Origin of the sequence: Bradyrhizobium sp. SZCCT0148 (genome assembly GCF_018129985.1) — a bacterium.
In the GTDB taxonomy this organism is placed as follows: Bacteria; Pseudomonadota; Alphaproteobacteria; order Rhizobiales; family Xanthobacteraceae; genus Bradyrhizobium; species Bradyrhizobium japonicum_H.
In genome coordinates this window covers 26,572-49,914 of sequence record NZ_JAFCKT010000014.1, presented here as the reverse complement: position 1 = coordinate 49,914, position 23,343 = coordinate 26,572, and the positions used below count along the sequence as shown (strand labels likewise).

Genomic DNA, 23,343 nt, shown 5'->3' with positions numbered 1-23,343 from the left:
GTCACATTCCGATCGAGGCGAAGAAGATCGCGAACAGGCCGTCGAGCACGATCACCAGGAAGATCGACTTCACCACCGACGTCGTGGTCTGCCGGCCGAGCGATTCCGCGCTGCCCTTGACGCGCAGTCCCTCGCTGCAGGCCACGATCCCGATCACCAGCGCCATGAACGGCGCCTTCAGGATGCCCACCTTGAAATGGGTGACGGAGATGGCCTCGTGCAGCCGCGCGATGTAGATCGCGGGGCCCATGTCGCCGTAGAACTGCGCGACGAGACCGCCGCCATAGAGCGCGGCAATGGATCCGATGAAGGTGAGGATCGGCAGCGCGATGACCAGCGCCGCAACGCGCGGCAGGATCAGCACGTCGACGGGATCGAGCCCCATGGTGGATAGCGCGTCGATTTCCTCGCGCATCTTCATCGAGCCGAGTTCGGCGGTGTAGGCACTTCCCGACCGGCCCGCGACCATGATGGCGACGATCAGCACGCCGAGCTCGCGCAGCACCAGGATGCCGACCATGTCGACGGTGTAGGACTCCGCACCGAACCTGCGGAAATGAAAGAAGCCCTGCTGCGCGATGATGGCGCCGATCAGGAACGTGATCAGCGCGATGATGGGGATCGCCTGCCAGCCAATCCGGTAGAGCTGATAGATCAGCGAGGTCAGCCGCAGCGATCGCGGCCGGCGCAGCACGCCGATCAGGGCCATGAACAATGCGCCGAGCATCTGCAGGAAGATCGTGATGTCTTCCCGCGCACCGGCAGTTGCCTTGCCGAGGTCGCCCAGCCTCGCCAGCACCGGATTGGGTGCGGCGACCGGCAGCGGCGCGTGGCGGTTGACCTGGCGCACCTCATCGAGCAGCCCGCTGAAATGATCGGCAACGCCGACGAATTCGGCCGATTTGCCCGATGCTGCGGCCCTGCGCGACAGTTTTTCCAGAACCCAGGCGCCGAGCGTATCCAGCGCGCTGACGCCCGACATGTCCAGGGTGACGACGCGCGAGCGATCGACGTCGGCACCGACCGACCGGGACAAAGTCTCGAGCGTGACCACGTTTGCGGCGGTCCAGCGACCTTCGGGGCGCAAGTTCAGCGCGTCGCCTGACGGCGTCGCGAGCAACAGCGGTTCGTGGTTCACGCTTCCACCTCGTCGGGACAATTGGTCCCCATTCAGACGGCACTTCTAGGCCAGCATATGGCGGCCGGTTTGACCTGTCTCAAAGCCACCGCTTGAGGCAAATCAAGCCCGACCGCACGGGCGGGCCTTAGGCTTGCCGCCAATCAATGGGGGTACGAGTCCATGTTCGACAGTGACAGGATGAGCGAAGAATTGCGGGCCTTGAAGGTCGATGTCACACGCTTGCTGAGCACTGCGGGCGAGGAGATGTTCAATAGCTCGAAGGACCGCGCCGAGGCGCTCGCCGATCAGATCAGGGCCGCGCTGACCGAACTCGGCGAGACCGTGGACGAAGAGCAGGCGCAGCTTCAGGGTCTCATTGCGGACCGTCCGATCACGTCGCTTGCCTCCGCCTTCGCGCTCGGCGTCGTTGTCGGCTTCATGCTGAGGAGACACTAGGTGAATACCGAAAACGTGGTCAAACATTTGCGCGCATTGTGGCGCACCGACAGGATTATCGCGGACATCAGGCTGCGCCATCTGCTTGTCGGCCTCGGTTTGCGCGCCTTTGCGGCGCTGATCGCGGCGTTCGGACTCCTGATGCTGGAGCTGTCTGCCTATTTCGGGCTGGTGCAGATCTGGAGTGCAATTGCCGCGGCCGCCATCCTCGGCGCCGTCAATTTCGCCATCGCAGCCGCCCTCTTCGCGATCGCCGGCCGCGCTCCGTCGGGCCGCGACATCGAGCTCGCCAACGAAATTCATGACACCTCCATCGAAGCTCTTCAGTTCGAGGCGCGCGCGTTCCAGGCGCAGGTGTCGGGCGCGTTGCATCATCCGCTCAGCACGATCGTGCCGGTGCTGGTGCCGTTGATCGCGATCATCATCAGGAATTTGCGGACGTCGGCAGGCAAATCCGCCGGTTCGCCGACTGAAGCCGAATCTTGAGGCAGGACGCGCTCAGAGCGTCAGCTTGACGTCGCAGATGTCGGGCTCGGTCGGATCCGGCTTGACCTCGAAGCCGAGCTGTCGGCACATTTCGAGCATCACGGTGTTCTCCTTGAGCACGTCGCCCGAGATGACTTTCAGCCCCTCCGACTTGGCGTAGTTGATGATGAGCTGCATGAGCGCCCAGCCGAGCCCCCTGCCCTTGAGATCGGACCGCAGCAGGATCGCGTATTCGCCGCTATCGTAGATCGAATCCGAGTGGAGCCGGACCACGCCGACCATTTCGCCGGTGGCCTCGTCGAAGGCGATGAAGGCCATCGCGCGGGCGTAGTCGAGCTGGGTCAGGCGCGCGATGAACTCGTGGGTAAACTCCTTCATCGGCGCGAAGAAGCGCAGGCGAAGGTCGTGCGGGGTGACGTGACGCAGGAATTCGTGGATGGTCGGCTCGTCCTCGGGGCGCATGGGCCGAACGAAGATGCGCCAGTCTTCCTTGAGCTTGAGGCGCCGCTCCCATTGTGACGGATAGGCACGAACTGCGAAATTGGCTGGGCCCGAGCCGACGAACTTCCGTTGCGGCGGACCGACCGCGACACGGGCGTCGACCGCGGTCACCCCGGTTTCGTCCGCCAGCAGCGGATTGATGTCGAATTCGCGGATCTCGGGAATGTCGGCCGCCATCTGCGCCAGCTTGACCAGCACCATGGCCACGGCGTCTTGCTTGACCGCCGGCACGTCGCGATAGGCCTTCAACAGCCGCGACACGCGGGTGCGGTCGATCAGGTCGCGAGCAAGCTGCAGATCCAGCGGCGGTAGCGCCAGCGCCTTGTCGTTGATGATCTCGACTGCCGTGCCGCCGCGGCCGAACACGACGACAGTGCCGAATGTAGGATCGTCAGCGAGGCCCAGGATCAGCTCGCGTGCTTTTGCCTTGACGACCATCGCCTGAACTATCACACCGCCAATACGTGCCTCGGGACGCAGCTTCTTCGCCCGCGCGAGAATGTTCGTGGCAGCCCCCCGCACGGCTTCAGGCGTGGTGAGGTTGAGAACGACGCCGCCGACGTCGGATTTGTGGGTGATGTCGCGCGACATGATCTTCAGCACGACAGTGCCACCCTGTGCAAAGATCTCCTTTGCATAGCCGACCGCCTGCTCGACGTCGGTTGCCGCATAGGTCGGCACCATGGCGATGTCGTAGGCTTCGAGCAGGTTTTTGATCTCGACAGGCTCTAGCCACTCACGACCGTCCGCGATCGCAGCAGTGACGATCTGCTTCGCCCCCCGGGCATCCGGCACGAACGTATCAGGCATCGCGGGAGGAACCTGGCTCAGCTCCTCCACCACTTCGCGGTGCCGTACCAAGTACATGAAGCCGCGGACGGCATCATCCTCGGTCGGATAGTTCGGCACACCGGCGCTGGAGAGTGTCTGGATGATGTGCTGATCGGCTCCCACCCAGGCGGCCAATACAGGCTTCGCCCAGCTGCGGTGCTCCTTTCGATATTTGCCGACGAGTTCCGTCACGGTCGTGGCGATCTCGGCTGCCGAGGCGATCGCCGTTTGCACGTTGAGGACCAGAACAGCGTCGTTGTCGCGATCCGCCAGCAGAACCTCGAGCGCTGCGGCGTAGCGCGCGGCGTCAGCGTCGCCGACAATGTCGACGGGATTTGCACCGGACCAGGTCGGCGGCAGAACCGCGTCGAGCGTCTTGCGCACGTCCGCAGAGAGGGTTGCCGGAATTCCGCCGAGTTCGACCAATCGATCGACGGCGAGCACGCCGATGCCGCCGCCGTTGGTCAGGATGGCGAGACGCTTTCCCGTCGGCGATTCGACGCGGCCGAGCGTCTCGGCACAATCGAACAGCTCACGCAAATCGGAGACCCGCAACACACCGGCGCGGCGGAACGCCGCGTCATAGACGGCGTCGGCGCCGGCGAGCGCGCCGGTATGCGTGGCGGCTGCCTTCGCACCCTGCGCCATTCGGCCGGATTTGACCACGACGACAGGCTTCACGCGCGCGGCGGCACGCGCCGCCGACATGAACTTGCGCGCGTCCTTGATGGATTCAATGTAGAGCAGGATCGCGCGGGTCTTGTGATCCATCGCGAAATAGTCGAGGAGATCGGCGATATCGACGTCGATCTGATCGCCGATCGAGACGATCCCGGAAAAGCCGACGCCGCGGTGTGCTGCCCAGTCGACCATGCCGGCAGCGATCGCGCCCGATTGCGAGATCAGCGCGAGGCTGCCTGCCCCCGGCATGTGCGCAGCAAAGCTGGCATTCAGGTTGACGCCGGGCATCATGATGCCGAGGCAGTTCGGCCCGATCAGCCGCATGCCGTATTTGCGGGCGGCTGTGATTGCAGCCTCTTGCAAAGATCCAGGTCCGTGGCCGAGCCCTGCCGAGACGATCAGTGCCCCCGCCGATCCACGACGCCCGGCCTGGTCGATGATGTCAGGAATCTCTTGCGCCGGCGCGGTGATGACCACGAGTTCGGGCACGAAGTCCAAGCCGTCCAGGCTTTTCACCGCAGCGACGCCGCCGATTTCGGCATGACGTGGGTTGACGAGGCCGAACTGCCCCTTGAACCCGGACTTGTGAATGTTCTCAAGAACGGCGCGTCCGACGGAGACCGGACGGGCGCTCGCGCCGACGAGTGCAACTGAACGCGGGGCCAGCAGATGGTTGAGACGATAGGTTGACATGAAGGCAAATGCGCCGGGTCAGCGGCGGTTCCGATGGTTGACGATCAGGCCGGGAAACTGGCGAGCCTAGTGCGAGATCATAACCCAGCACGGTGGCTGGCCAATGACGGTCTTTGTCACACCGCCCCACACGGTCTCGTTCAGGCGTGAATGATGGTAGGCGCCCATCACGATCGCATCCATTCCGTGGGAATTCGCCCAGCTTCCCAGGACCTTGCCGGTCGAGCTGCCGTTCCCGGCCACAATTTCGAAGGAGGCATAGACCCCGTGTTCTCTCAGATGGTCGACGAGTGCCGTGCCGGATTGCGCGGCCGCGTCGGCCTTGTCCTCCGCTACCGTTACCACGCGGATCGAGGTGGCGGCCTGAAGAATCGGCATAGCGTCGCCGACCGCACGCGCAGCGCGGGCAGAATAATCCCAGGCGATCATGACGTTCTCGAATTCCGGCCGCAACTGCTCCGCAAGCTGCTCCGGGCAGAGAAGCAGCGGCCGCCCGGAGTCGAACAGGAGGGTTTCGATGATGTGCTCCGTTCGGCTGTCGTGCGGCTTCACGGGAAACAGCGTGAGATCGCTGAAGCGGGCATGCTCGGCCAAGACCTCCGCGATCTGGTTCGCCGGCACCTTTCCCGTTCGGCTCTGGGCGCGGATGTTGGCACGGGACGCCGCATTGGTGAAGGCATTGAGGAGCTGCTGGGTATCGTTCACTTCACCAGAACTGCCGGCCTCCGCGGAATCGCGGTCATAGGGCAGCATCACCTTCGGCCGCTCGAAAACGTCTTGCTCGAGCGCGAGTCCCGTGATCCTGGCGCCGAGGTCGGCGGCGACGGCCACACATTTCTCGATTGCCATCAAGGCTGGTCCGCGCGGCCGGCCGACGAGCGGCAGAAAGACGTCCTTGATGGGCATCGAGATTCTCCTCGGCCGCCACAATAAGCCGGCTTTCGTCGAGCCCCTTGATCCTCGTCAAGCCTAGGGAACTTGCTCCGTTCGAGTTGGAAAAACAGGGCGTTGACCGACGTCAAGCACTGGCCGTCCAGCCATTCTAAGAATAACTCAGTCTGAGCATTCGCCCCGGAGAGACTGATGCGCGCGATGGTGTTGCCGGCCCCGCGAACGCGGCTCCAGATGGAGGAGCGGCCTGACCCGATCCCCGGCGAAGGTCAGCTCCGAGTGAAGGTCAGCGCCTGCGGCGTATGCCGGACCGACCTTCATCTCGTCGATGCAGAGCTGCCCGATATTCACTATCCGATCGTGCCCGGCCACGAGATCGTCGGTCGGGTCGATCTCGTGGGTCCCAATGTCACGACGCATGCGACCGGTGATCGCGTCGGTATTCCCTGGCTCGGTTTTACTTGCGGACATTGCCGCTTCTGCCGGAAGGGCATGGAAAACCTCTGTGACGCACCGCTGTTCACCGGCTACACGCGCGACGGCGGCTACGCGACCCACGCCATCGCCGACGCGCGTTACGCCTTTCCCCTCGGTGAGGTGGGCGACGACGTGGAGATCGCTCCTCTGCTGTGTGCGGGGCTGATCGGCTGGCGCTCGCTGGTGCTCGCCGGCCCTGCCGAACGTCTCGGCCTCTATGGTTTCGGCGCGGCCGGCCACATCATTGCGCAAGTCGCGGTTTGGCAGGGACGATCTGTTTACGCATTCACGCGACGCGGCGATGCTGCTGCGCAAGATCTTGCCCGTCGTCTCGGCGCCGTCTGGGCGGGAGCATCGGACGAGGTGCCCGACGAACCGCTGGATGCGGCCATCATCTACGCACCATCAGGCGAGCTTGTCCCCTCCGCGTTGCGCGCCGTTCGCAAAGGCGGCCGCGTCGTATGCGCCGGCATCCACATGACCGACATTCCAAGCTTTCCATACGATCTGCTCTGGCAGGAACGGCAGTTGCTGTCGGTCGCCAATCTGACCCGGCAGGATGGCCTCGATTTTCTCGAGATCGCTCCGCAAGCCGGCGTGCGCACTGAAACGACTGCATTTCCGCTTCATCGGGCCAACGAGGTCCTGAACATGCTGCGGGCCGGCCAAATTCTCGGCGCGGCCGTGCTGACGCCGTGATGGTGCTTTCGGATGTCCGTTCCCATGAAAGATGAAATGGCGACCCAGGAGCGGGTCTTCCGGACACTGGCCCGCCATCCCGGCGTGACGCGGATCGACACGCATGGAGCCTCGGTATTCCTCGACGGCAAACGCGCGTTGAAGATCAAGCGCGCCGTGCGGTTTCCCTTCCTGGATTATTCGACGCTCGAGAAACGCAAGGCAGCGTGCGAAGATGAGATCAGGATCAATCGGCCGCTGGCGCCTCAGATCTATCATCGCGTCGTGGTGATCACGGAAGAGCCGGATGGCTCGGTGCAGGTCGAAGGTCTCGGCCGCCCGATCGAGTATGCGGTGGACATGGCGCGCTTCGACGAAAACATGACGCTGGATCACCTTGCAAAAGCGGGCCCGCTGGGTGCGAAGATCGCGTCGGCTGCTGCCGACGCGATCGTGGCCTCCCACGGCGCGGCGACCGCCGCCGACGGGGACGCGTGGGTCGCTTCCATCCCCGCCTTGATCGACGGCAACAGTCGGGGTCTGCGGGCCGGCGGCCATTTCACTGCGGGAGATGTCGAAGAACTCGGCAAAGCCTCCCACGAGGCATTCTTGCGCCTCCGTCCGCTGCTGGCACAGCGCGGTCATCAGGGCTTCGTGCGCCGCTGCCATGGGGATCTGCATCTCGCAAATATCGTCCTGATCGACGACTGCCCCGTGCTGTTCGACGCCATCGAGTTCGATCCGCAGATGGCGACCGTCGACGTGCTCTACGATCTCGCCTTCACGCTGATGGACCTGTTGCACCACGATCAGCCAGGTGCGGCCAACATCGTCCTGAACCGCTATCTGACCGGGACGCCGGCCGACAATCTCGATGCGCTCTCCGTCCTGCCGCTTTTCATGTCCATCCGGGCAGCGATCCGCGCCCAGGTGGCCCTGGCGCGGTTGAAGCCGACGCATCCCGATGACCCCGACGTGCTTGGCGAGGCGAGAGGTTATTTTGACCTCGCGAGGAACCTGATCCATCCGGCCGCACCGCGCCTGATTGCGGTCGGCGGCCTGTCGGGCACCGGCAAGACGGTTCTGGCGCAAGCGCTCGCACCCGTCGTCGCACCGCCCCCGGGGGCCGTCGTGCTGCGCAGCGACCTCGTTCGCAAGCAGATGTTCGGGGTCGAGGACACGCACCGCCTGCCGCCGTCCGCCTACACGCCGGAGCACGCAGCCCGCGTCTACGATACACTGGCTCAGCGCGCCCGCCGGGTGCTGGCGCAGGGCCATTCGGCGATCATCGACGGCGTGTTCGCCCGCGAGGACGAGCGGGACGCGATCGCCGCATTGGCACGCGAGCGCAATGTGCCGCTGAACGGTCTATTTCTGGTTGCGGACCTCGCCACCCGGCAGATGCGGATCGGAGGCCGCCGGGGAGACGCGTCCGACGCCACGCAGGAGGTTGCTGCGCAGCAAGAGCACTATAATATCGGCCGCGTCGGCTGGGCGACCATCGATGCATCCGGGACGCAAGAGCAGACGTTCAAGAACTGCCGGGACGCGATCGCTGAAGGCATATAAGGCAACCGGATTGGCGCAAGCAAAGATGGCGCGACCCACCACGACACCGACGGCCGCTCGCGCCACGCCGGCGGCGCGGCGCAATGCCCTGCCCGGCCGCCTCAGCCCCGGAATGGCCTGCGATACCGCGTTCCGCATCATCGCGCGCCGCCACCTCGATGCCGTGCTGGCCCAGCATGACAGCACCTGCGGCGGCGATCCCGACGCGCTGCACACCATCCGGATTGCGTTGACACATCTGCGAACCGCCATCCGCTTCTTTTCGCCGATGGTCGACGATGCCCAGCGCCCGAAGGTCTGGGCCGAACTGAAATGGCTGAACGGCCAGCTCGGCATGGTCAGGGATCTCGACGTGGCGATCGAGCGGATCGTCGCCGAGAGCGGCGCCGAGCTCGCGGTGGTCGCCGAGCTTCAGCATTGGGACGACAAGCGGGCCGAGAGTCACCGCCTGCTGGCTCGTGCGCTGCAATCCTCACGGTATCGCCGCCTTGTCGAGCAGACCTCGGCCTGGATCGAGAACGGCCCCTGGTCGACCCGGCGTAGCAAGGACGCCATTCGACTGCGTCGCTGCACACTCGCCGACCACGCGGCGGCACGGCTAACCGAATGGGAGACGACGCTGCTCAAGAAGGCGCGAAACCTCCGCAAGCTCGACGTCGAGAAACGACACAAGCTGCGAATTCTCAACAAGCGGCTGACCTATTCGATCGAGTCGCTCCAGGACCTTTTTGCAGAGGATTCGCTGGCGAAACAGAAATCCATCCTCAAGACATTGCGCAAGGCGCAACGGTCGCTTGGGCAATTGAACGACGACGCACGGGGACACGCGTTGGCGGCCTCGTTGAACGGCGCCGGCCACGATGTCGGCGATCGCTTCGGCAGTCGTAAGCGAGAAAGGAAGCTGTTGCGGAGGGCGTCAACGGCCTACCGCAAGCTGAACAAGGCCAAGCCCTTCCGCTCCTCGGATCTCGCTCCGAGTTCGGAGCCGGAGATCTGAAGCTTCCACACGCTCCGGATCGCCCCTCAGGTGTGGACGTAGTCTCCAGGCGCATCAGGCAGGTCGGCAGCGCCGCCAAACCCGATCGGCGGCGGATCGCAGGGCGCGCCGGAGCGTACCGCCAGCCAATTGGTCCATTCCGGCCACCACGACCCTTCGATGTGCGGTGCCAGCTTCAACCATTCTTCCGGGCCGACATAGGGCGCGTCTTCGGCCTTGCTCAGCACCTGATAGCTGTGGCCGGGCTCGTCGGGAGGCGCAACGACGCCGGCATTGTGGCCGCCGCTGGTCAGCAGGAACGTCACGTCGGCATCGACCTGATAGTGGATCTTGTAGACGGATCGCCACGGCGCGACGTGATCGGCCAGCGTGCCGACCACGAACATCGGTGCGTGAATATCGGATAGCGAAACGCTCCGGCCGCCGACCTGATAACGTCCCCCGGCCAGATCATTGTCGAGGAACAGCTTTCGCAGGTATTCCGAATGCATGCGGTAAGGCAGCCGCGTTGCGTCCGCATTCCATGCCATCAGATCGTTCATTGGCGCGCTGTCGCCCATCAGATAGTCATGCGACAGACGCGACCAGATCAATTCGTTGGAGCGCAGCAGCTGGAAGGCGCCGGCCATCTGAGTCGTATCGAGATAGCCACGCTGCCACATCATGTCTTCGAGAAAGGCGACCTGGCTCTCGTTGATGAAGAGCGTCAGCTCTCCGGCCTCGGTGAAGTCAGTCTGGGCGGCAAGGAGGGTAATGGTGGCGAGGCGGTTATCGCCGTCGCGCTCCATCGCCGCGGCGGCGATCGACAGCAAAGTGCCTCCGAGACAATAGCCGAGCGCGTGGGTCTTTCGACCCGGCACGATCAGGCCGATCATGTCGAGCGCCGCCATGACCCCCAGCCTGCGATAGTCGTCAAAGGCGAGATCGCGATCCCTCGCATCCGGATTGCGCCAGGAAATCGCGAACAAGGTGAAACCCTGCCCGGTCAGATATTTGACCAGCGAGTTCTGCGGCGAGAGATCGAGAATGTAATATTTCATGATCCAGGCCGGCACGATCAGGATCGGCTCGGGTCGCACCTGCGCGGTGGTCGGATGGTACTGTATCAGCTCGATCAACTCGTTGCGGTAGACGACCTTGCCGGGCGATGCCGCCACCGTCCTGCCGACCACGAACTGCCCGTCGTCCGCCAGCTTCGAACCGGAGAGCAGGCGCATCAGGTCGCTGCACCAGTTTTGCCAGCCGAAGACAAAATTCTCTCCGCCACTCTGGAACGCCTTCTCCAGCACCTTCGGATTGGTCGCGGCGAAATTCGACGGCGCCAGCATGTCGAGCATCTGGCGCATCGAGAACTCGACGATGGCTTCGTTTCCGTGCGATACGCCGCGCACGCCAGTCGCGGCATCGCGCCACCAGCTCTCCGTGAGCAAGAATGCCTGCGCCAGAAGATTAAACGGCGCGGTTTCCCATTGCGGTCCGCTGAAACGGCGATCGCGCCCCTGCGGCTGGATCACGGACCACGGCTTGTGGCCCGGTGACGTCGCGTGCGCAGCGGCTTCCGCCAGCCGGCCGGTGTCGCGCAGGATGTTACGGGACATCTCCATCTGGCGCTGCGGCGCCGCAGTGAGGTGCGAACTCCAATCGAGCCAAGCCAGCGACAAGGCCAGCGGCGAAATTCCGCCCGTGAACCGCGCCAGCATCGCGTGAAACGCGCGGTCGAGGGGATACGGCTCCGGCGCAGGCGGAGAAACGGTCGCGGCAGGGATTCCTGCAGCTGCGTCAGGGCTCACTGTCGAGGCTTCGGGACCCGCAACGGGCTTGACGGGAACAACCTGCACCGCCGGCTCTTCGGCCCGTGAAAAGATCTGCACGACGCTCATGGCTCAATGTTCCCGGGGGACTGCTGGTCTACATAGGCAACAGGATATGGCGACGCCTCGCAGAGGCGTTGAGCTGCATCAAATCCGGGGCGGATCACGATTGCTCAATCAGGACGGATAGGTTTCGTCCAATTGACCTGCGTCAAACCGCACCCTGACACCCGGGCTAGTTTTGGCGCATCGAAATTTGCAAAGCCAGCGGAGCTATCCATGCGCGCCCACCAGATCATGACCCGGTCGGTCATCTCGGTTACCCCCGACACCAGCATCGTCGAGGCGGCGAATATCATGCTGAAGCGGCATGTCAGCGGTCTCACGGTCGTCGACGATACCGGCAAGCTGGTCGGCGTCGTCTCGGAAGGGGATTTCATCCGCCGCAGCGAAATCGGCACCGGGCGCAAGCGCGGACGCTGGCTACGGTTCATTCTCGGTCCGGGCAAGTCGGCCAGTGATTTCGTCCATGAGCACGGACGCAAGGTCTCGGAAGTGATGACCGCCACGGTCGTGACCATCACGGAGGATACCGCGCTCGCCGAGATCGTCGATCTCATGGAGCGGAACAACGTGAAGCGGCTGCCGGTGGTGCGCGGCGACAAGGTCGTCGGGATCGTGTCGCGGGCCAATTTGCTGCAGGCGGTCGCGGGGCTCGCCCGCGAGGTGCCGGATCCGACGGCGGATGACGATCACATTCGCAGCCGCATCATCGAGACCATGGAGAAGAACGACTGGTGCCCGTTCGGGCTCAACGTCATCGTCCGCGACGGCATCGTTCACCTCAGCGGCGTCATCACCGAAGAGCGCACGCGGCAGGCCGCGATGGTCGCCGCGGAGAACGTCGAGGGCGTGAAGAAGGTGCACGACCATCTGTGCTGGGTCGACACCATGTCGGGCATCTACCTGAACTCCCCCGAGGACGACGAGCTCGCCAAGGCAAGCTGAGCGGACTCAGCGCGGAATGACGGCGGTGGCTTCGATCTCGACGCGCGCCGCCTTCTCCACCAGACGCACGACCTGCACCAGCGCCATCGCCGGATAGTGCGCACCGAAGATGGTCCGGTAGATCTTGCCGAGTTCCTTCAGGTTGGACAGGTACTCGTCCATGTCGACGACGTACCAGGTCAAGCGTACGAGATGCTCGGGCCGCGCGCCGGCTTCAGCCAGGATCGCGGCGATGTTGCTCAGGGTTTGGCGCACCTGCGCGACAAAGCCGTCGGCGAGACGCTCCTCGGCATCCCAGCCGATCACCCCGCCGGTGACGACGATGAGCCCCTCGGCGGCTATACCATTGGCATAGCCCTTCGGCATCGGCCACCCCGACGGCTGGAGCACCTGCACCCGCGGACGGGTGTCATCCTCGGCTGCCGTCGGCAGCACTGCGAGCTGCGGGCCTTTCGGCGTCGTCACGGACAAGTCTTCATCCTTCTCTCATTCCGCCGCGACGCCCGAGGACGTCGCCGCGGCCTGCGCCAGTTGCCGCAGGGCAAAGCGCTTCAGTTTTCCGGTCTCGGTCTTCGGCAGTTGCGTCACGAACTCGATCGCGCGCGGATATTTGTAGGGCGCGATCTCGCGTTTGACATGCTCCTGCAGTTCGGCCACGAGCTGTGCGTCCGCCGTCACGCCGGGCGCCGCAATGACATAGGCCTTCACGATCATGCCTCGGGCTTCGTCGGGTGCGCCGACCACGCCGCACTCGGCGACCGCCGGATGCGTGAGCAGCGCCGCTTCGACATCGGTGCCCGCGATATTGTAGCCCGCCGATACGATCATGTCGTCGGAGCGCGACTGGTACCAGAAGTAGCCATCGCTATCCATCAGATAGGTGTCGCCGGTGATGTTCCACCCATTCTGGACATATTTGCGCTGCCGCTCGTCGGCGAGATAGCGGCATCCCGTCGGCCCGCGCACCGCAAGCTTGCCCATCGTGCCCAGCGGCAAATCATGGCCGTCGTCATCGACGATCTTGGCCTCATAGCCCGGTACGGGCTTTCCAGTGGCGCCGGGACGAATTTCGTCCTCCGTCGCGCTGATGAAGATGTGCAGCAGCTCGGTCGAGCCGATGCCGTCCATAAGCTTGATTCCGGTGGCCTTGAGCCATGCGTCGAAGGTTGGCTTGGGCAACGTCTCGCCGGCGGAGACGCACTTTCGGAGCGAGGAGATGTCGCGCCCCGAAAGCTTGCCGATCATGGCGCGGTATGCGGTCGGCGCTGTGAAACAGACCGTGGTCTTGTACTGCTCGATCGCGGTCAGAATATCGTCCGGCGTCGTCTTCTCCAATACCACGAAGGAGGCGCCGATGTGCATCGGAAACAGCACGCCGCCGAAGCCGAAGGTGAAAGCGAGCGGCGCCGAGCCGACGAAGCGATCCCTCTGCTCGGCGCGCAGGATGTTGCGCGCGTAGCCGTCGCACACAGCGAGCATGTCGCGGTGGAAGTGCATGGTGCCCTTGGGATCGCCCGTCGTGCCCGACGTAAAGGCGATCAGGCAGATGTCGTCGGCGGCCGTATCGACGGCCCTGAACTCCGGACTCGCATCGGCAATCAGCGCCTCGAGCGCGTCGGCGGCGCCATTGCCCCAATAGACCACGTGCTTGAGACCGGAGGCCGCCGCTTTTGCCTTCTCCATTTCCTCGGCGAGCTTGCCGTCGCACAGCGCCAGCGTGATCTCCGCCTTCTGGATCGGGTAGGCCAATTCCTTGGCGCGGAGCAGCGGCATCGTCGCCACCACGATGCCGCCGGCCTTGATCACTGCGAGATAGGTCGCAACCATCATCGGATTGTTGGCGGAGCGCAGCAGCACGCGCCCACCGGGGACGAGACCGAGCTTGCCGACCAGCACGTTGGCAATGCGGTTCACCAACGATTGCAGCTCGCGATAGGTGTAGCTGACGGCGGGGCTGATGACGCAGGGCGCCTCGCCATGTCCCTGCTCGACCCAGCGATCGAGGAAATAACTGACGCAATTCAATCGCGGGGGATAGTTCAGCTCCGGCCGCGTGAAGATGAATTCGGGCCACAGCTCGCGCGGCGGCAGATGCTGCTGCGCGAACGTATCGACATGAGCCGTCGCGGCGTTACCGCCATGCGAGCCCGTCACTTGAACCTTGGCGGCGTTGGCCATCGCACGCTCCTTTCAGCATGGATTGCACCCGGCAGCACGATCTGAAAACATTTTAGGCTTAAAACAATTCGGCGCAATAGCGGATTTTGGGCACAGCGTGCTTTTTCCAGCGGCAGAGGGATTGGCGCGCCGTTCTTAGGCCCGGCGACGCGCGGCTGATTTCTGCGCCGACGACTTGGTCTTGGCGAGCAGCCGCATCAATTCGCGGACGTCTTTCGGCGAGAGGTCAGCGAACAGATCGGCGATCCAGGTCTCGTGCTCCGCGGCCATCTTGCGGAACTCGGCGCGACCGAGTTTCGTGAGGCGGATCACTTGGACCCGGCGATCCGTCTCCGAGGTTCGACGGTCGAGATGGCCGGACTCCACGAGGCGCTCGACGAGACCGGTGACGTTGCCATTCGACACCATCATCCGCTTGGAGACATCGGACAGCGTCATGCCGTCGGGCGCCTTGTCAAGCTGCGCCATCAGATCGAAGCGGGGTAGCGTAACGTCGAACCGCTGCCGCAGACGGCCGCGGACCTCGCCTTCGATGAGAGTCGTGCAGGTCAGGAGGCGCAACCACAGCCGAAGCTCGTCAGCGTGGTCCTCCGGAGTTTCGACGGCCTTGGTCTCGGAATCGAGCATCTCGGTGCAGTCACTCTCGGCAGGCATTGGCGCCGGCACGGATTCCCCAACGTTTTGAGCTTCAAATAAATTGAAGCCGGCCGCAAGTCCAAAGCTGCAACAATCGATCGCACGCCAATTTCTTTAGGCTTCAAATAATTGGCGCGCCGCTTGCATGCGCCGCTACGCGCGGATGGCGACACATTGCGCCCTGCTTGCCGCGGCCGCCATCATCGGCATAAGCTTGGATCAGAGTACGAAGGCTTGCAGCGCAAGCCCTGATGTCACGGGGGACAGATCATGAGAATGCAATCGACCTTGGCCGCAGCCTTGCTGCTCGGCACCGCAATGACCCCTGCCCTGGCCCAGGAGAAAATCAAGCTCGGCGTGATCGTGACCCTGTCGGGACCGGCCGCCGCGCTTGGTCAGCAGGTTCGCGACGGCTTTGCGCTCGCGGTCAAGGACCTCGGCAGCAAGATGGGCGGTCGTGACGTCGAGGTCGTCGTGGTCGATGACGAACTGAAGCCGGACGCCGCAGTGACCAAGGTCAAGGGACTGCTCGAGCGCGACAAGGTCGACTTCGTGATCGGTCCGATCTTCTCCAACATCCTGCAGGCGATCCACCGGCCCGTGACGGAATCGAAGACCTTCCTGATCAGCCCCAACGCGGGCCCGTCGACCTTTGCCGGCAAGGACTGCAACCCGTTCTTCTATGTGACCTCGTATCAGAACGATCAGGTTCACGAGATCCTCGGCAAGGTCGCGCAGGATCGCGGCTACAAGCGCATGTACCTGATGGTGCCGAACTATCAGGCCGGCAAGGATTCGGTGGTGGGTTTCAAGCTCGACTACAAGGGCGAGATCGTCGAGGAATCCTACATGCCGCTGAACACGCTGGACTTCCAGCCGGAGCTGTCCAAGATCTCCTCGCAGAAGCCCGATGCGCTGTTCACGTTCATGCCAGGCGGCCTCGGCGTCAATCTCGTCAAGCAGTACCGGCAGGCCGGCCTCGCCGACAGCATTCCGGTGCTCTCGGCGTTCACGGTGGATGAATCGACCTTGCCCGCGCAGCAGGACGCGGCCGTCGGCATGTTCGGCGGGGCCAACTGGGCGCCCAATCTCGACAATCCCCAGAACAAGAAGTTCGTCGCCTCCTATGAGGCCGCCTACAATGTCGTGCCCGGCACCTACGCCTTCCAGGCCTACGACGCAGCGATGCTGATCGACAGTGCAATCAAGGCCGTGAAGGGCGACCTGTCGAACAAGGATGCTGTAGGGGCCGCGCTGAAGAAGGCTGATTTCACGTCGCTGCGCGGCGCCTTCAAGTTCAACACCAACGGCTATCCGATCCAGGACTTTTATCTGACCAAGGTCGCCAAGCGTCCGGACGGCAAGTTCCAGACCGAGATTGTCCAGAAGGTCTTCGAGAATTACGGCGACCGCTACGCGAAGGACTGCAAGGCGGCGAACTAAAGCCGCGACGGGTTACGGGAGGACTTCAATGAGCAGCGAAATTACCGGCATCACACGGGCCAATGAGGGCATTCAGGGCATTTCCTGGAATATCCTCGGCCAGACCTATGTGCCGAAGAGCAAGACCGAGCATAGCTTCTCCTGGCACGCGACCTTGCCTCCGGGCACGTTCGTGCCGCCGCACATTCATCCCGACCAGGACGAATATCTCTATATGCTCGAGGGCAAGCTCGACTTCATGCTCGGCAATTCGGAGTCGCAGGCGACCGCGGGCGATCTGATCCGGCTCGGCATGGGCGTCCCGCACGGCATCTTCAACAAGTCGGAGCAGACCGCAAAGGTGCTGTTCTGGGTCTCGCCTACCAAAAAGCTGTTCGACCTGTTCTGGGGCCTTCACAACATGAAGGAACAGAAGCCGGAAGACGTGGTGGCGATGGCGGCCGAGTTCAACATCCATTTCCTGCCGCCGCCTCCCGGCGCCGGCTAGCGGCGGGCCTCAGGCGCGCACCGCTGCAAGCCCCGGCACGGCCGCGAAACCGGCCTTGGTGGCGTAGCCACGGACGATGGCCTCGCGCTGGGAATAGCTGAGCACATTGTCGATATTGTCGAAGCCGTCGGGCGCGAGCTGCTCGACGGCGTCTATGACGCCCTCGGGGCCACCGCGCCGGTTGGAGCGGACGATATCGGCGGTCATCGGCAGGCGTTTCTTCTCGTATTCGAGCAACGCCTGGCGCGGATGCTCAGCGCGCACCAGCGCATCAGCAAGGCAGCGCGCATCGAGGATCGCCTGTGACGCGCCGTTGGAGCCGACGGGATACATGGGATGCGCGGCATCGCCGAGCAGCGTCACGCGTCCGGACGACCAGTACGGCAAGGGATCGCGGTCGCAGGTCGGATATTCGTAGAATTCGGGCGTCGCCGAGATCAAGCTTTTCACGTCGAGATAGGGCACCGAGAAGCGGGCGACGTGCGGCATCAGCTCCTCGCGGCGGCCCGGTCGCGACCAGTCCTCCTTGCGCGGCGGTGGCGCATTGCCCTCGCCGACCTTGACCAGCACGGCCCAATTGGTCAGGCGGCTTGCCGGGCTCGATCCCTCCGCGATCGGATAAATCACCACCTTGGCATTGAGGCCACCGGCCACGATCATGGATTTACCGGTGAGGAACAGCGGCCAGTCGCGCGCACCGCGCCACAACATCAACCCGTTCCAGCACGGCGGCCCCTCGTTCGGGAACAGCGTGTCGCGAACGCGGGAATGGATGCCATCGGCGCCGATCAGGATGTCGCCGCGCGCGGTGTGAATATGCGCGCCGGCGCGGTCGAAGAAATAGGCTGTGACGCCGCTCTCGTCCTGCGTGAACGCACCAAGCCGGCAGCCGGTGTGGATTGCCTGATGCCCGAGCCGCTCCTCGACGGCGCGATGGATGACGCCCTGTAGCCGGCCCCGATGAATCGAGAATTGCGGCACGTCGTGGCCGGCATCGATGCCGCGGGCTTCGCGCCAGACCTCCTGGCCGTGGCGGTTGAGATAATAGAGTTGGTCGGTGCGAACAGCGACGTCGTCGAGCTTCTGGAGCAGGCCGAGGCCGGCGAGTTCGCGCATGGCATGCGGCAGCGTATTGATGCCGACGCCGAGCTCACGAATGGTGTCGGCCTGCTCGAAGATCTCGCAGTCGATGCCGCGCGAACGCAGCATCAATGCCGTGGTGAGACCACCGATACCGCCACCGACGATAATCGCCTTCATCGCCCTTACTCCACTCGAAACATCTGAGGCAATGAGGTTAACGTCGCACGGGCGGTTACTCCGCCGCAAGCGGCTTTGTCGCCTCCGCCTTGAGCTCGGCCCGGGTCTTTGGCTTAGCCTTAATGCGCAGCTCCTCGAGATCCTGCCGGTCGCGGACGCTGTTGCGGAAAATCTGATCCATTCCAGGCAGATATTGCGGCGGGCAGAACGCGTCCTTTGCCCCGTACCAAGCCGCCGCCTTCATGGTGAAGAACGGATCGACCAGGTGCGGCCGGCCAAGGGCGACAAGGTCTGCCCGGCCGGCAGCCAGGATTGTGTTAGCCTGGTCGGCCGTGGTGATGTTGCCGACGCACATCGTGGCCACGCGTGCCTCGTTGCGAACTTGATCCGAGAACGGCGTCTGGAACATGCGCCCGTAGATAGGCTGCGCATCGCGGACGGTCTGCCCCGTCGAGACATCGACGAGATCGACACCGGCCTCCGCGAAAGCGCGCGCAATCGCCACCGCATCGTCGCCGGTGATACCGCCGTCGGCCCAGTCAGTCGCGGAAATGCGTACCGACATCGGCTTGTGCGACGGCCATGCCGCCCGCAGCGCCTGGAAGATCTCCAGCGGGAAGCGCAGACGATTTTCGAGCGAACCGCCATACGCATCCGTGCGCGTATTCGTCAGCGGCGAAATAAAGCTCGCAAGCAGATAGCCGTGGGCGCAGTGCAGCTCCAGCATGTCGAAACCGCAGCGCTCGCCGCGCTCGGCCGCCGCGACGAAAGAGGCTCTTACCTCACTCATGCCGGCGCGATCGAGCTCGCGCGGTACCCGGCTATCGGGAAAATAGGGCAGCGGCGATGCCGAGACTACGTCCCAGCCGCCCTCGTCGAGAGGGCGATCGATGCCGTCCCACATCAGCTTGGTCGCGCCCTTACGGCCCGCATGCCCGAGCTGCAGGCAGATCTTCGCCGCCGAGTTGCCGTGGACGAAATCCACGATGCGCCGCCATGCAGCTTCCTGTTCGTCGTTCCACAAGCCGGCGCAGCCAGGCGTGATGCGGGCATCACGGCTGACGCAGGTCATCTCCGTGAAGATGAGGCCGGCACCACCGATCGCGCGCGATCCGTAATGCACCAGATGGAAATCGGTCGGCACACCCTCCTTCGCCGAGTACATGCACATCGGCGACATCACCGCGCGATTGGCAACCTCCATATCGCGCAACCGGAACGGCTGGAACAGCGGCACCACCGGCTTCGAGGTATCGACGTCAAAGCCGCTGTCGCGAACCTGCTTGGCAAACGACTTCTCGACCTCCGCCACGAAATCCGGCGCACGGAGCTTCAGATTGTCATAGGTGATCGCCTTGGAGCGCGTCATTACACCGAAGGCAAACTGCACGGGATCGAAATCCCAGAAGCGGTCGACATGCTCGAACCAGACCAGCGAGACGTCGGCAGCGTGCTGCGTCTTCTCGACCTCCTCGCGGCGGCCGTGCTCGTAAACGTCCAGGGCGGCCTTGATGCTGGGAGATTTGTCCATCGCTTCAGCCAGCGCAATCGCGTCTTCCATTGCGAGCTTGGTGCCGGAGCCGATCGAAAAATGCGCGCTCGCCTTGGCATCGCCGAGCAACACCATGTTGTCCTTGACCCAGCGCTTGCTGCGGATCATCGGGAAATTGCGCCACATCGAACGGTTGATGAGCAGCTTGTGTCCATCGAGGAACCAGCCGAAAATCTCGGCCATTCGGGCGGCGGATTGCGTCTCGTCCAGCCCCGTCAGGCCGGCGCGCTCGAATGTCTGCGGATCAGTCTCGAAGATCCAGGTCGAGTGTCCCGCTTCATACTGATAGGCGTGGGCGATGAACGGCCCCCACTCGGTCTCCTGGAAAATGAAGGTGAAAGCGTCGAGCGGCTTGGTCGAGCCCATCCAGGCGAACTTGTTGGAGCGAAGGTCGACCTCGGGCTGGAAGTGATCGACGTATTTCTCGCGGAAGCGGCTGTTGATACCGTCGGCGATCAGGATGAGATCGGCATCGGCGAACCGGGTTTCGTCGTCGATGTCCACCTCGAAGTGCAGAACGACGCCGAGCTCGCGCGCCCGTTCCTGGAGGATCAGGAGCAACTTGCTTCGGGAGCATCCGCAAAAGCCGTTACCGCCGACCCGGTGCACGGTGCCGCGAAAGTGCACGGCGATATCGTCCCAGTAGGCGAACTCCTGGGTGATGCGGCGATAGCTCGGCAGATCGTGCTTTTCGAAATTGTCCAGCGTAGCATCCGAGAACACCACGCCGAAGCCGAAGGTGTCATCGGCGCGATTGCGTTCGTACACCGTGATGTCGGCGCGCGGGCGCTGCTTCTTGAGCAGGATCGCAGCGTAGAGACCCGCAGGTCCGCCACCGATGATCGCGACTTTCATGGGAGCCTCGCCAATTCACCCGGCCACGAAACTATTTTAAGCCTAAAATAATTTCGCGCAAGTCCCCGCTGCCGGCCACGGCTCGAGGCAAGGGGGCCGGACTAGTCGCCCCTGAATACCGGCTTGACCTTGTTGGCGAAAGCCTCGAACGCGCGCTCGAAATCGGCCGTGGTCATGCACAGTGCTTGGGCAACGGCTTCTGCCTCGATCGCTTCCTCCACCGACATGGCCCATTCCATCGCCAGCATCCGCTTGGTCATGGTGTTGGCGAAGGTCGGCCCTTCCGCGATCTGCGTTGCCAGCACTTGTGCCTGGGGTAGCACTTGCTCCGGCGTGACGATGCGGCTGAAGAAGCCCCAGCGCTCGCCCTCTTCCGCTGTCATGAACCGGCCGGTGTAGAGCAGCTCGGAGGCACGGGACTGCCCGATGATCCGCGGCAGGATCGCGCAGGCGCCCATATCGCAGCCGGCCAGCCCCACCTTGTTGAACAGGAACGCCACCTTGGTCCCACTCGCCGCAAGGCGCATGTCCGAGGCCATGGCAATGATCGCGCCAGCACCGGCACAAATACCTTCGACGGCGGCAACGACCGGCTGCGGGCAGGCCCGCATTGCCTTGACGAGGTCGCCCGTCATCCGCGTGAAGGCGGTCAGTCCCTTGGTGTCCATCTTCACGAGCGGGCCAATGATCTCGAACACATCGCCGCCGGACGAGAAGTTGCCGCCGGCTCCGGTCACGACGATGCACTTGACCTCATCATCGAACGCGCAAGCCCGGAAGAAATCGGTTAGCTCCCGATAGCTCTCGAATGTCAGCGGATTTTTTCGCTCGGGACGATTGAGCGTCACGGTGGCAACACCGTCGACCACGGCCAGCAGGAAATGCTGCGGCGAATAATCCGCGAGCGGCACGGTGACGGGATTGACTGGTCTGCTCATGCGATCTCCTTGGTCTGTTTAGTGCGCGCCGCTAGATTTCGCCGCCCGCAACTGCGATGGCCTGTCCGGTGATTGCACTGGAGCCCTGCCCGCATAGCCAAAGGACGGCGTCGGCCACCTCTTGAGGCGCGATCAACCGCCCCTGCGGATTGTGCTTGGCAAGCTCGGCGACCGCCTGCTCGCGGCTGCGCCCCGTCTTCTTCATGATGTTGTCGATGCTGCCGGCGACGAGGTCGGTGTCGGTGAACCCCGGACAGACCGCATTCACGGTCATGTTGCTACCGGCTAACTCGAGGGCCAGCGAACGAACGAGCCCGACCGCGGCGTGCTTGGCCGCGGCGTAGGCACTGACATAGGCGTAGCCCTTCAGGCCGGCCGTCGACGCAATCACCACGATACGGCCGTAAGGACGATCCTTCATGCCCGGCAACACGCCGTGGATGGCATGGACAACGCCCATGAAATTGATGTCCATCATGCGCGCAAACAGGGCACTGTCTGATTTCGCGAATGGCGCGGATTCGGCGCTGCCTGCATTCGCGATCAGGATATCGATCGGCTTGCGCGCATGGGCCTCGGCGATCGCGGCCTTCAGAGCGGTCTCGTTCGCGACGTCGGCGACGGCCGCGAAATGCGCGGCGCCTGCGTTGACGGCCTCTTCAAGGGCGGCAGCATTTCGGCCGATGATCGTCACAGTGGCGCCGGCACTGGCGAGAGACTCAGCGATCGCGCGGCCAATGCCGCGGCCGCCCCCGGTAACCAGCGCGTGCGGCGAGTGCGGCAATCCCGACATGCGCTGGCTCCCTCAGATCTGCGGCTCGTGCCTTGATATATTTTAACCTTCAAACTTTTGCAATGAAGCACCCCGAATGGCGCGCCACGAAACGCGGCCCGGAAATTGCTTTAAGTATAAAATTATCGCTTCCCATCGTCGCAAGGCCTGTTAGCATCCAGCAGCCAAGCAGAAGGATGTCGCGTGTCGCAGCCTGTGCCCATGATAACAAAGGACGGACGCTTCGCCTATGAAGCCGCCGGCGATCCGGGCGCGATCCCTCTGATTTTCCTGCATGGCATCGGCGGCGCGGCTCGGAGCTGGCGGCAGCAGCTTGCAACGTTCGGCGATCGCTTCCGCGCGATCGCGTGGGACATGCCAGGCTACGGCGGCTCGGCACCGCTCGCGAGCGTCAGCATCGCTGCCCTGGCTGATGCGCTCCAGCAGTTCATCGAACAGCTTGGCGCAACAAGACCCATTCTGGTCGGCCATTCCATCGGCGGCATGATTGTCCAGAAATGGCTGGCGCAGTACCCGAAACTGGCCCGCGCCGTGGTGCTGGCGCAAACCAGTCCGGCCTTCGGCAAGGCCGACGGCGACTGGCAGAAATCGTTCATTGCGGCGCGGCTCGGGCCGCTCGATCGCGGCGAGACGATGAAATCGCTGGCGCCGTCACTCGTAAAGGAGCTCGTCGGCGATGATCCTGATCCAGAAGGGATGGAACTTGCGCGCGAGTGCATGGGAGGCGTGCCGGAGGCAAGCTATCGCGCCATGATGCTGGCTCTCATCGGCTTTGATCAGCGCGGCACGCTCGGCGATATATCCGTACCTGCGCTGCTGCTGTCGGGATCCAAGGACAACAATGCGCCCGCGCCGATGATGGCGAAGACGGCGACCTACATTCCCGGGGCTGACTATGTCGAGCTCCCCGGCGTCGGCCATCTCGCCAACCTCGAACGTCCCGACGCCTTCGACGAGGCGCTCGGGCACTTCCTGAATTCCGTTACGACCAAAGCGTAAGGT

The 23,343-nt window shown here is 63.7% G+C and carries 20 protein-coding genes; 9 read left to right on the top strand and 11 right to left on the bottom strand.

From position 1 onward, the window contains the following. Position 1: 1 nt before the first annotated feature. On the bottom strand, positions 2-1,138 hold the full coding sequence (locus JQ580_RS28585; RefSeq protein WP_212283894.1) for an ABC transporter permease: 1,137 nt from the start codon (positions 1,136-1,138) through the stop codon (positions 2-4). Positions 1,139-1,300: 162 nt separating this feature from the next. Here JQ580_RS28585 and JQ580_RS28580 point away from each other — a divergent pair, with 162 nt between their 5' ends. Further along, the gene (locus JQ580_RS28580) at positions 1,301-1,576 is read left to right on the top strand and encodes a hypothetical protein (protein ID WP_212283892.1); all 276 of its coding nucleotides are present in this window, start codon (positions 1,301-1,303) and stop codon (positions 1,574-1,576) included. Continuing rightward, entirely contained in the window at positions 1,577-2,062 is a 486-nt protein-coding gene (locus tag JQ580_RS28575) for a phage holin family protein (RefSeq protein ID WP_212283890.1), read from the top strand. It abuts the gene before it with no gap. A 12-nt stretch (positions 2,063-2,074) separates the two neighbouring features. On the opposite strand, the gene JQ580_RS28570 is transcribed toward JQ580_RS28575, so the two are convergent. Both JQ580_RS28570 and JQ580_RS28565 read right to left on the bottom strand, forming a co-directional pair. Then, positions 2,075-4,768, bottom strand: coding sequence for a bifunctional acetate--CoA ligase family protein/GNAT family N-acetyltransferase (locus tag JQ580_RS28570; RefSeq protein ID WP_212283888.1), 2,694 nt, complete (start codon positions 4,766-4,768; stop codon positions 2,075-2,077). 66 nt (positions 4,769-4,834) lie between these two features. Beyond that, positions 4,835-5,674 (bottom strand): universal stress protein, encoded by an 840-nt coding sequence (locus tag JQ580_RS28565; protein WP_212283886.1) that lies wholly within the window; start codon positions 5,672-5,674, stop codon positions 4,835-4,837. A gap of 177 nt (positions 5,675-5,851) precedes the next feature. On the opposite strand from JQ580_RS28565, the gene JQ580_RS28560 reads away from it, so the two are divergent. From JQ580_RS28560 to JQ580_RS28550, 3 genes are read left to right on the top strand one after another with little or no spacing between them, the layout of a single operon-like run. Continuing rightward, positions 5,852-6,835, top strand: a complete 984-nt coding sequence (locus JQ580_RS28560) for a zinc-dependent alcohol dehydrogenase family protein (protein WP_212283884.1) — start codon at positions 5,852-5,854, stop codon at positions 6,833-6,835. Positions 6,836-6,859: 24 nt separating this feature from the next. Next, positions 6,860-8,383 (top strand): bifunctional aminoglycoside phosphotransferase/ATP-binding protein, encoded by a 1,524-nt coding sequence (locus JQ580_RS28555; protein WP_212283882.1) that lies wholly within the window; start codon positions 6,860-6,862, stop codon positions 8,381-8,383. 25 nt (positions 8,384-8,408) lie between these two features. Then, complete coding sequence (locus JQ580_RS28550; protein WP_212283881.1) at positions 8,409-9,380, top strand: CHAD domain-containing protein; 972 nt, start codon at positions 8,409-8,411, stop codon at positions 9,378-9,380. A gap of 26 nt (positions 9,381-9,406) precedes the next feature. Here the strand turns inward: JQ580_RS28550 and JQ580_RS28545 are convergent, their stop codons facing one another. Further along, entirely contained in the window at positions 9,407-11,260 is a 1,854-nt protein-coding gene (locus JQ580_RS28545; RefSeq protein ID WP_212283879.1) for a PHA/PHB synthase family protein, read from the bottom strand. 210 nt (positions 11,261-11,470) lie between these two features. Between JQ580_RS28545 and JQ580_RS28540 the strand changes: the two genes are divergently transcribed. After that, entirely contained in the window at positions 11,471-12,199 is a 729-nt protein-coding gene (locus tag JQ580_RS28540) for a CBS domain-containing protein (RefSeq protein WP_212283877.1), read from the top strand. A gap of 6 nt (positions 12,200-12,205) precedes the next feature. Here the strand turns inward: JQ580_RS28540 and JQ580_RS28535 are convergent, their stop codons facing one another. From JQ580_RS28535 to JQ580_RS28525, 3 genes are all read right to left on the bottom strand, one after another. Next, a complete protein-coding gene (locus JQ580_RS28535) occupies positions 12,206-12,664 on the bottom strand; it encodes a RidA family protein (protein ID WP_212284016.1) in 459 nt (152 codons plus the stop codon). Positions 12,665-12,685: 21 nt separating this feature from the next. After that, positions 12,686-14,377, bottom strand: coding sequence for a benzoate-CoA ligase family protein (locus tag JQ580_RS28530; RefSeq protein WP_212283875.1), 1,692 nt, complete (start codon positions 14,375-14,377; stop codon positions 12,686-12,688). Between the two features lie 135 nt (positions 14,378-14,512). Next, positions 14,513-15,031: a MarR family winged helix-turn-helix transcriptional regulator gene (locus JQ580_RS28525; RefSeq protein ID WP_212283873.1), complete on the bottom strand. Its 519-nt coding sequence runs from the start codon at positions 15,029-15,031 to the stop codon at positions 14,513-14,515. A gap of 252 nt (positions 15,032-15,283) precedes the next feature. On the opposite strand from JQ580_RS28525, the gene JQ580_RS28520 reads away from it, so the two are divergent. Both JQ580_RS28520 and JQ580_RS28515 read left to right on the top strand, forming a co-directional pair. Further along, entirely contained in the window at positions 15,284-16,456 is a 1,173-nt protein-coding gene (locus JQ580_RS28520) for an ABC transporter substrate-binding protein (protein ID WP_212283871.1), read from the top strand. 28 nt (positions 16,457-16,484) lie between these two features. After that, positions 16,485-16,943, top strand: coding sequence for a cupin domain-containing protein (locus tag JQ580_RS28515; protein WP_018319243.1), 459 nt, complete (start codon positions 16,485-16,487; stop codon positions 16,941-16,943). 9 nt (positions 16,944-16,952) lie between these two features. Here JQ580_RS28515 and JQ580_RS28510 read toward each other — a convergent pair whose 3' ends face one another. The 4 genes from JQ580_RS28510 to JQ580_RS28495 form a co-directional block, all read right to left on the bottom strand. Continuing rightward, entirely contained in the window at positions 16,953-18,203 is a 1,251-nt protein-coding gene (locus tag JQ580_RS28510) for a flavin-dependent oxidoreductase (RefSeq protein ID WP_212283869.1), read from the bottom strand. Positions 18,204-18,258: 55 nt separating this feature from the next. Beyond that, on the bottom strand, positions 18,259-20,610 hold the full coding sequence (locus tag JQ580_RS28505; RefSeq protein ID WP_212283868.1) for a bifunctional salicylyl-CoA 5-hydroxylase/oxidoreductase: 2,352 nt from the start codon (positions 20,608-20,610) through the stop codon (positions 18,259-18,261). Between the two features lie 101 nt (positions 20,611-20,711). Next, entirely contained in the window at positions 20,712-21,548 is an 837-nt protein-coding gene (locus tag JQ580_RS28500) for an enoyl-CoA hydratase family protein (protein WP_212283867.1), read from the bottom strand. Positions 21,549-21,579: 31 nt separating this feature from the next. Continuing rightward, positions 21,580-22,341, bottom strand: coding sequence for an SDR family NAD(P)-dependent oxidoreductase (locus tag JQ580_RS28495; RefSeq protein ID WP_212283865.1), 762 nt, complete (start codon positions 22,339-22,341; stop codon positions 21,580-21,582). A gap of 201 nt (positions 22,342-22,542) precedes the next feature. Here JQ580_RS28495 and JQ580_RS28490 point away from each other — a divergent pair, with 201 nt between their 5' ends. Beyond that, positions 22,543-23,340: an alpha/beta fold hydrolase gene (locus JQ580_RS28490; protein ID WP_249134500.1), complete on the top strand. Its 798-nt coding sequence runs from the start codon at positions 22,543-22,545 to the stop codon at positions 23,338-23,340. The last annotated feature ends 3 nt before the right edge of the window (positions 23,341-23,343 follow it).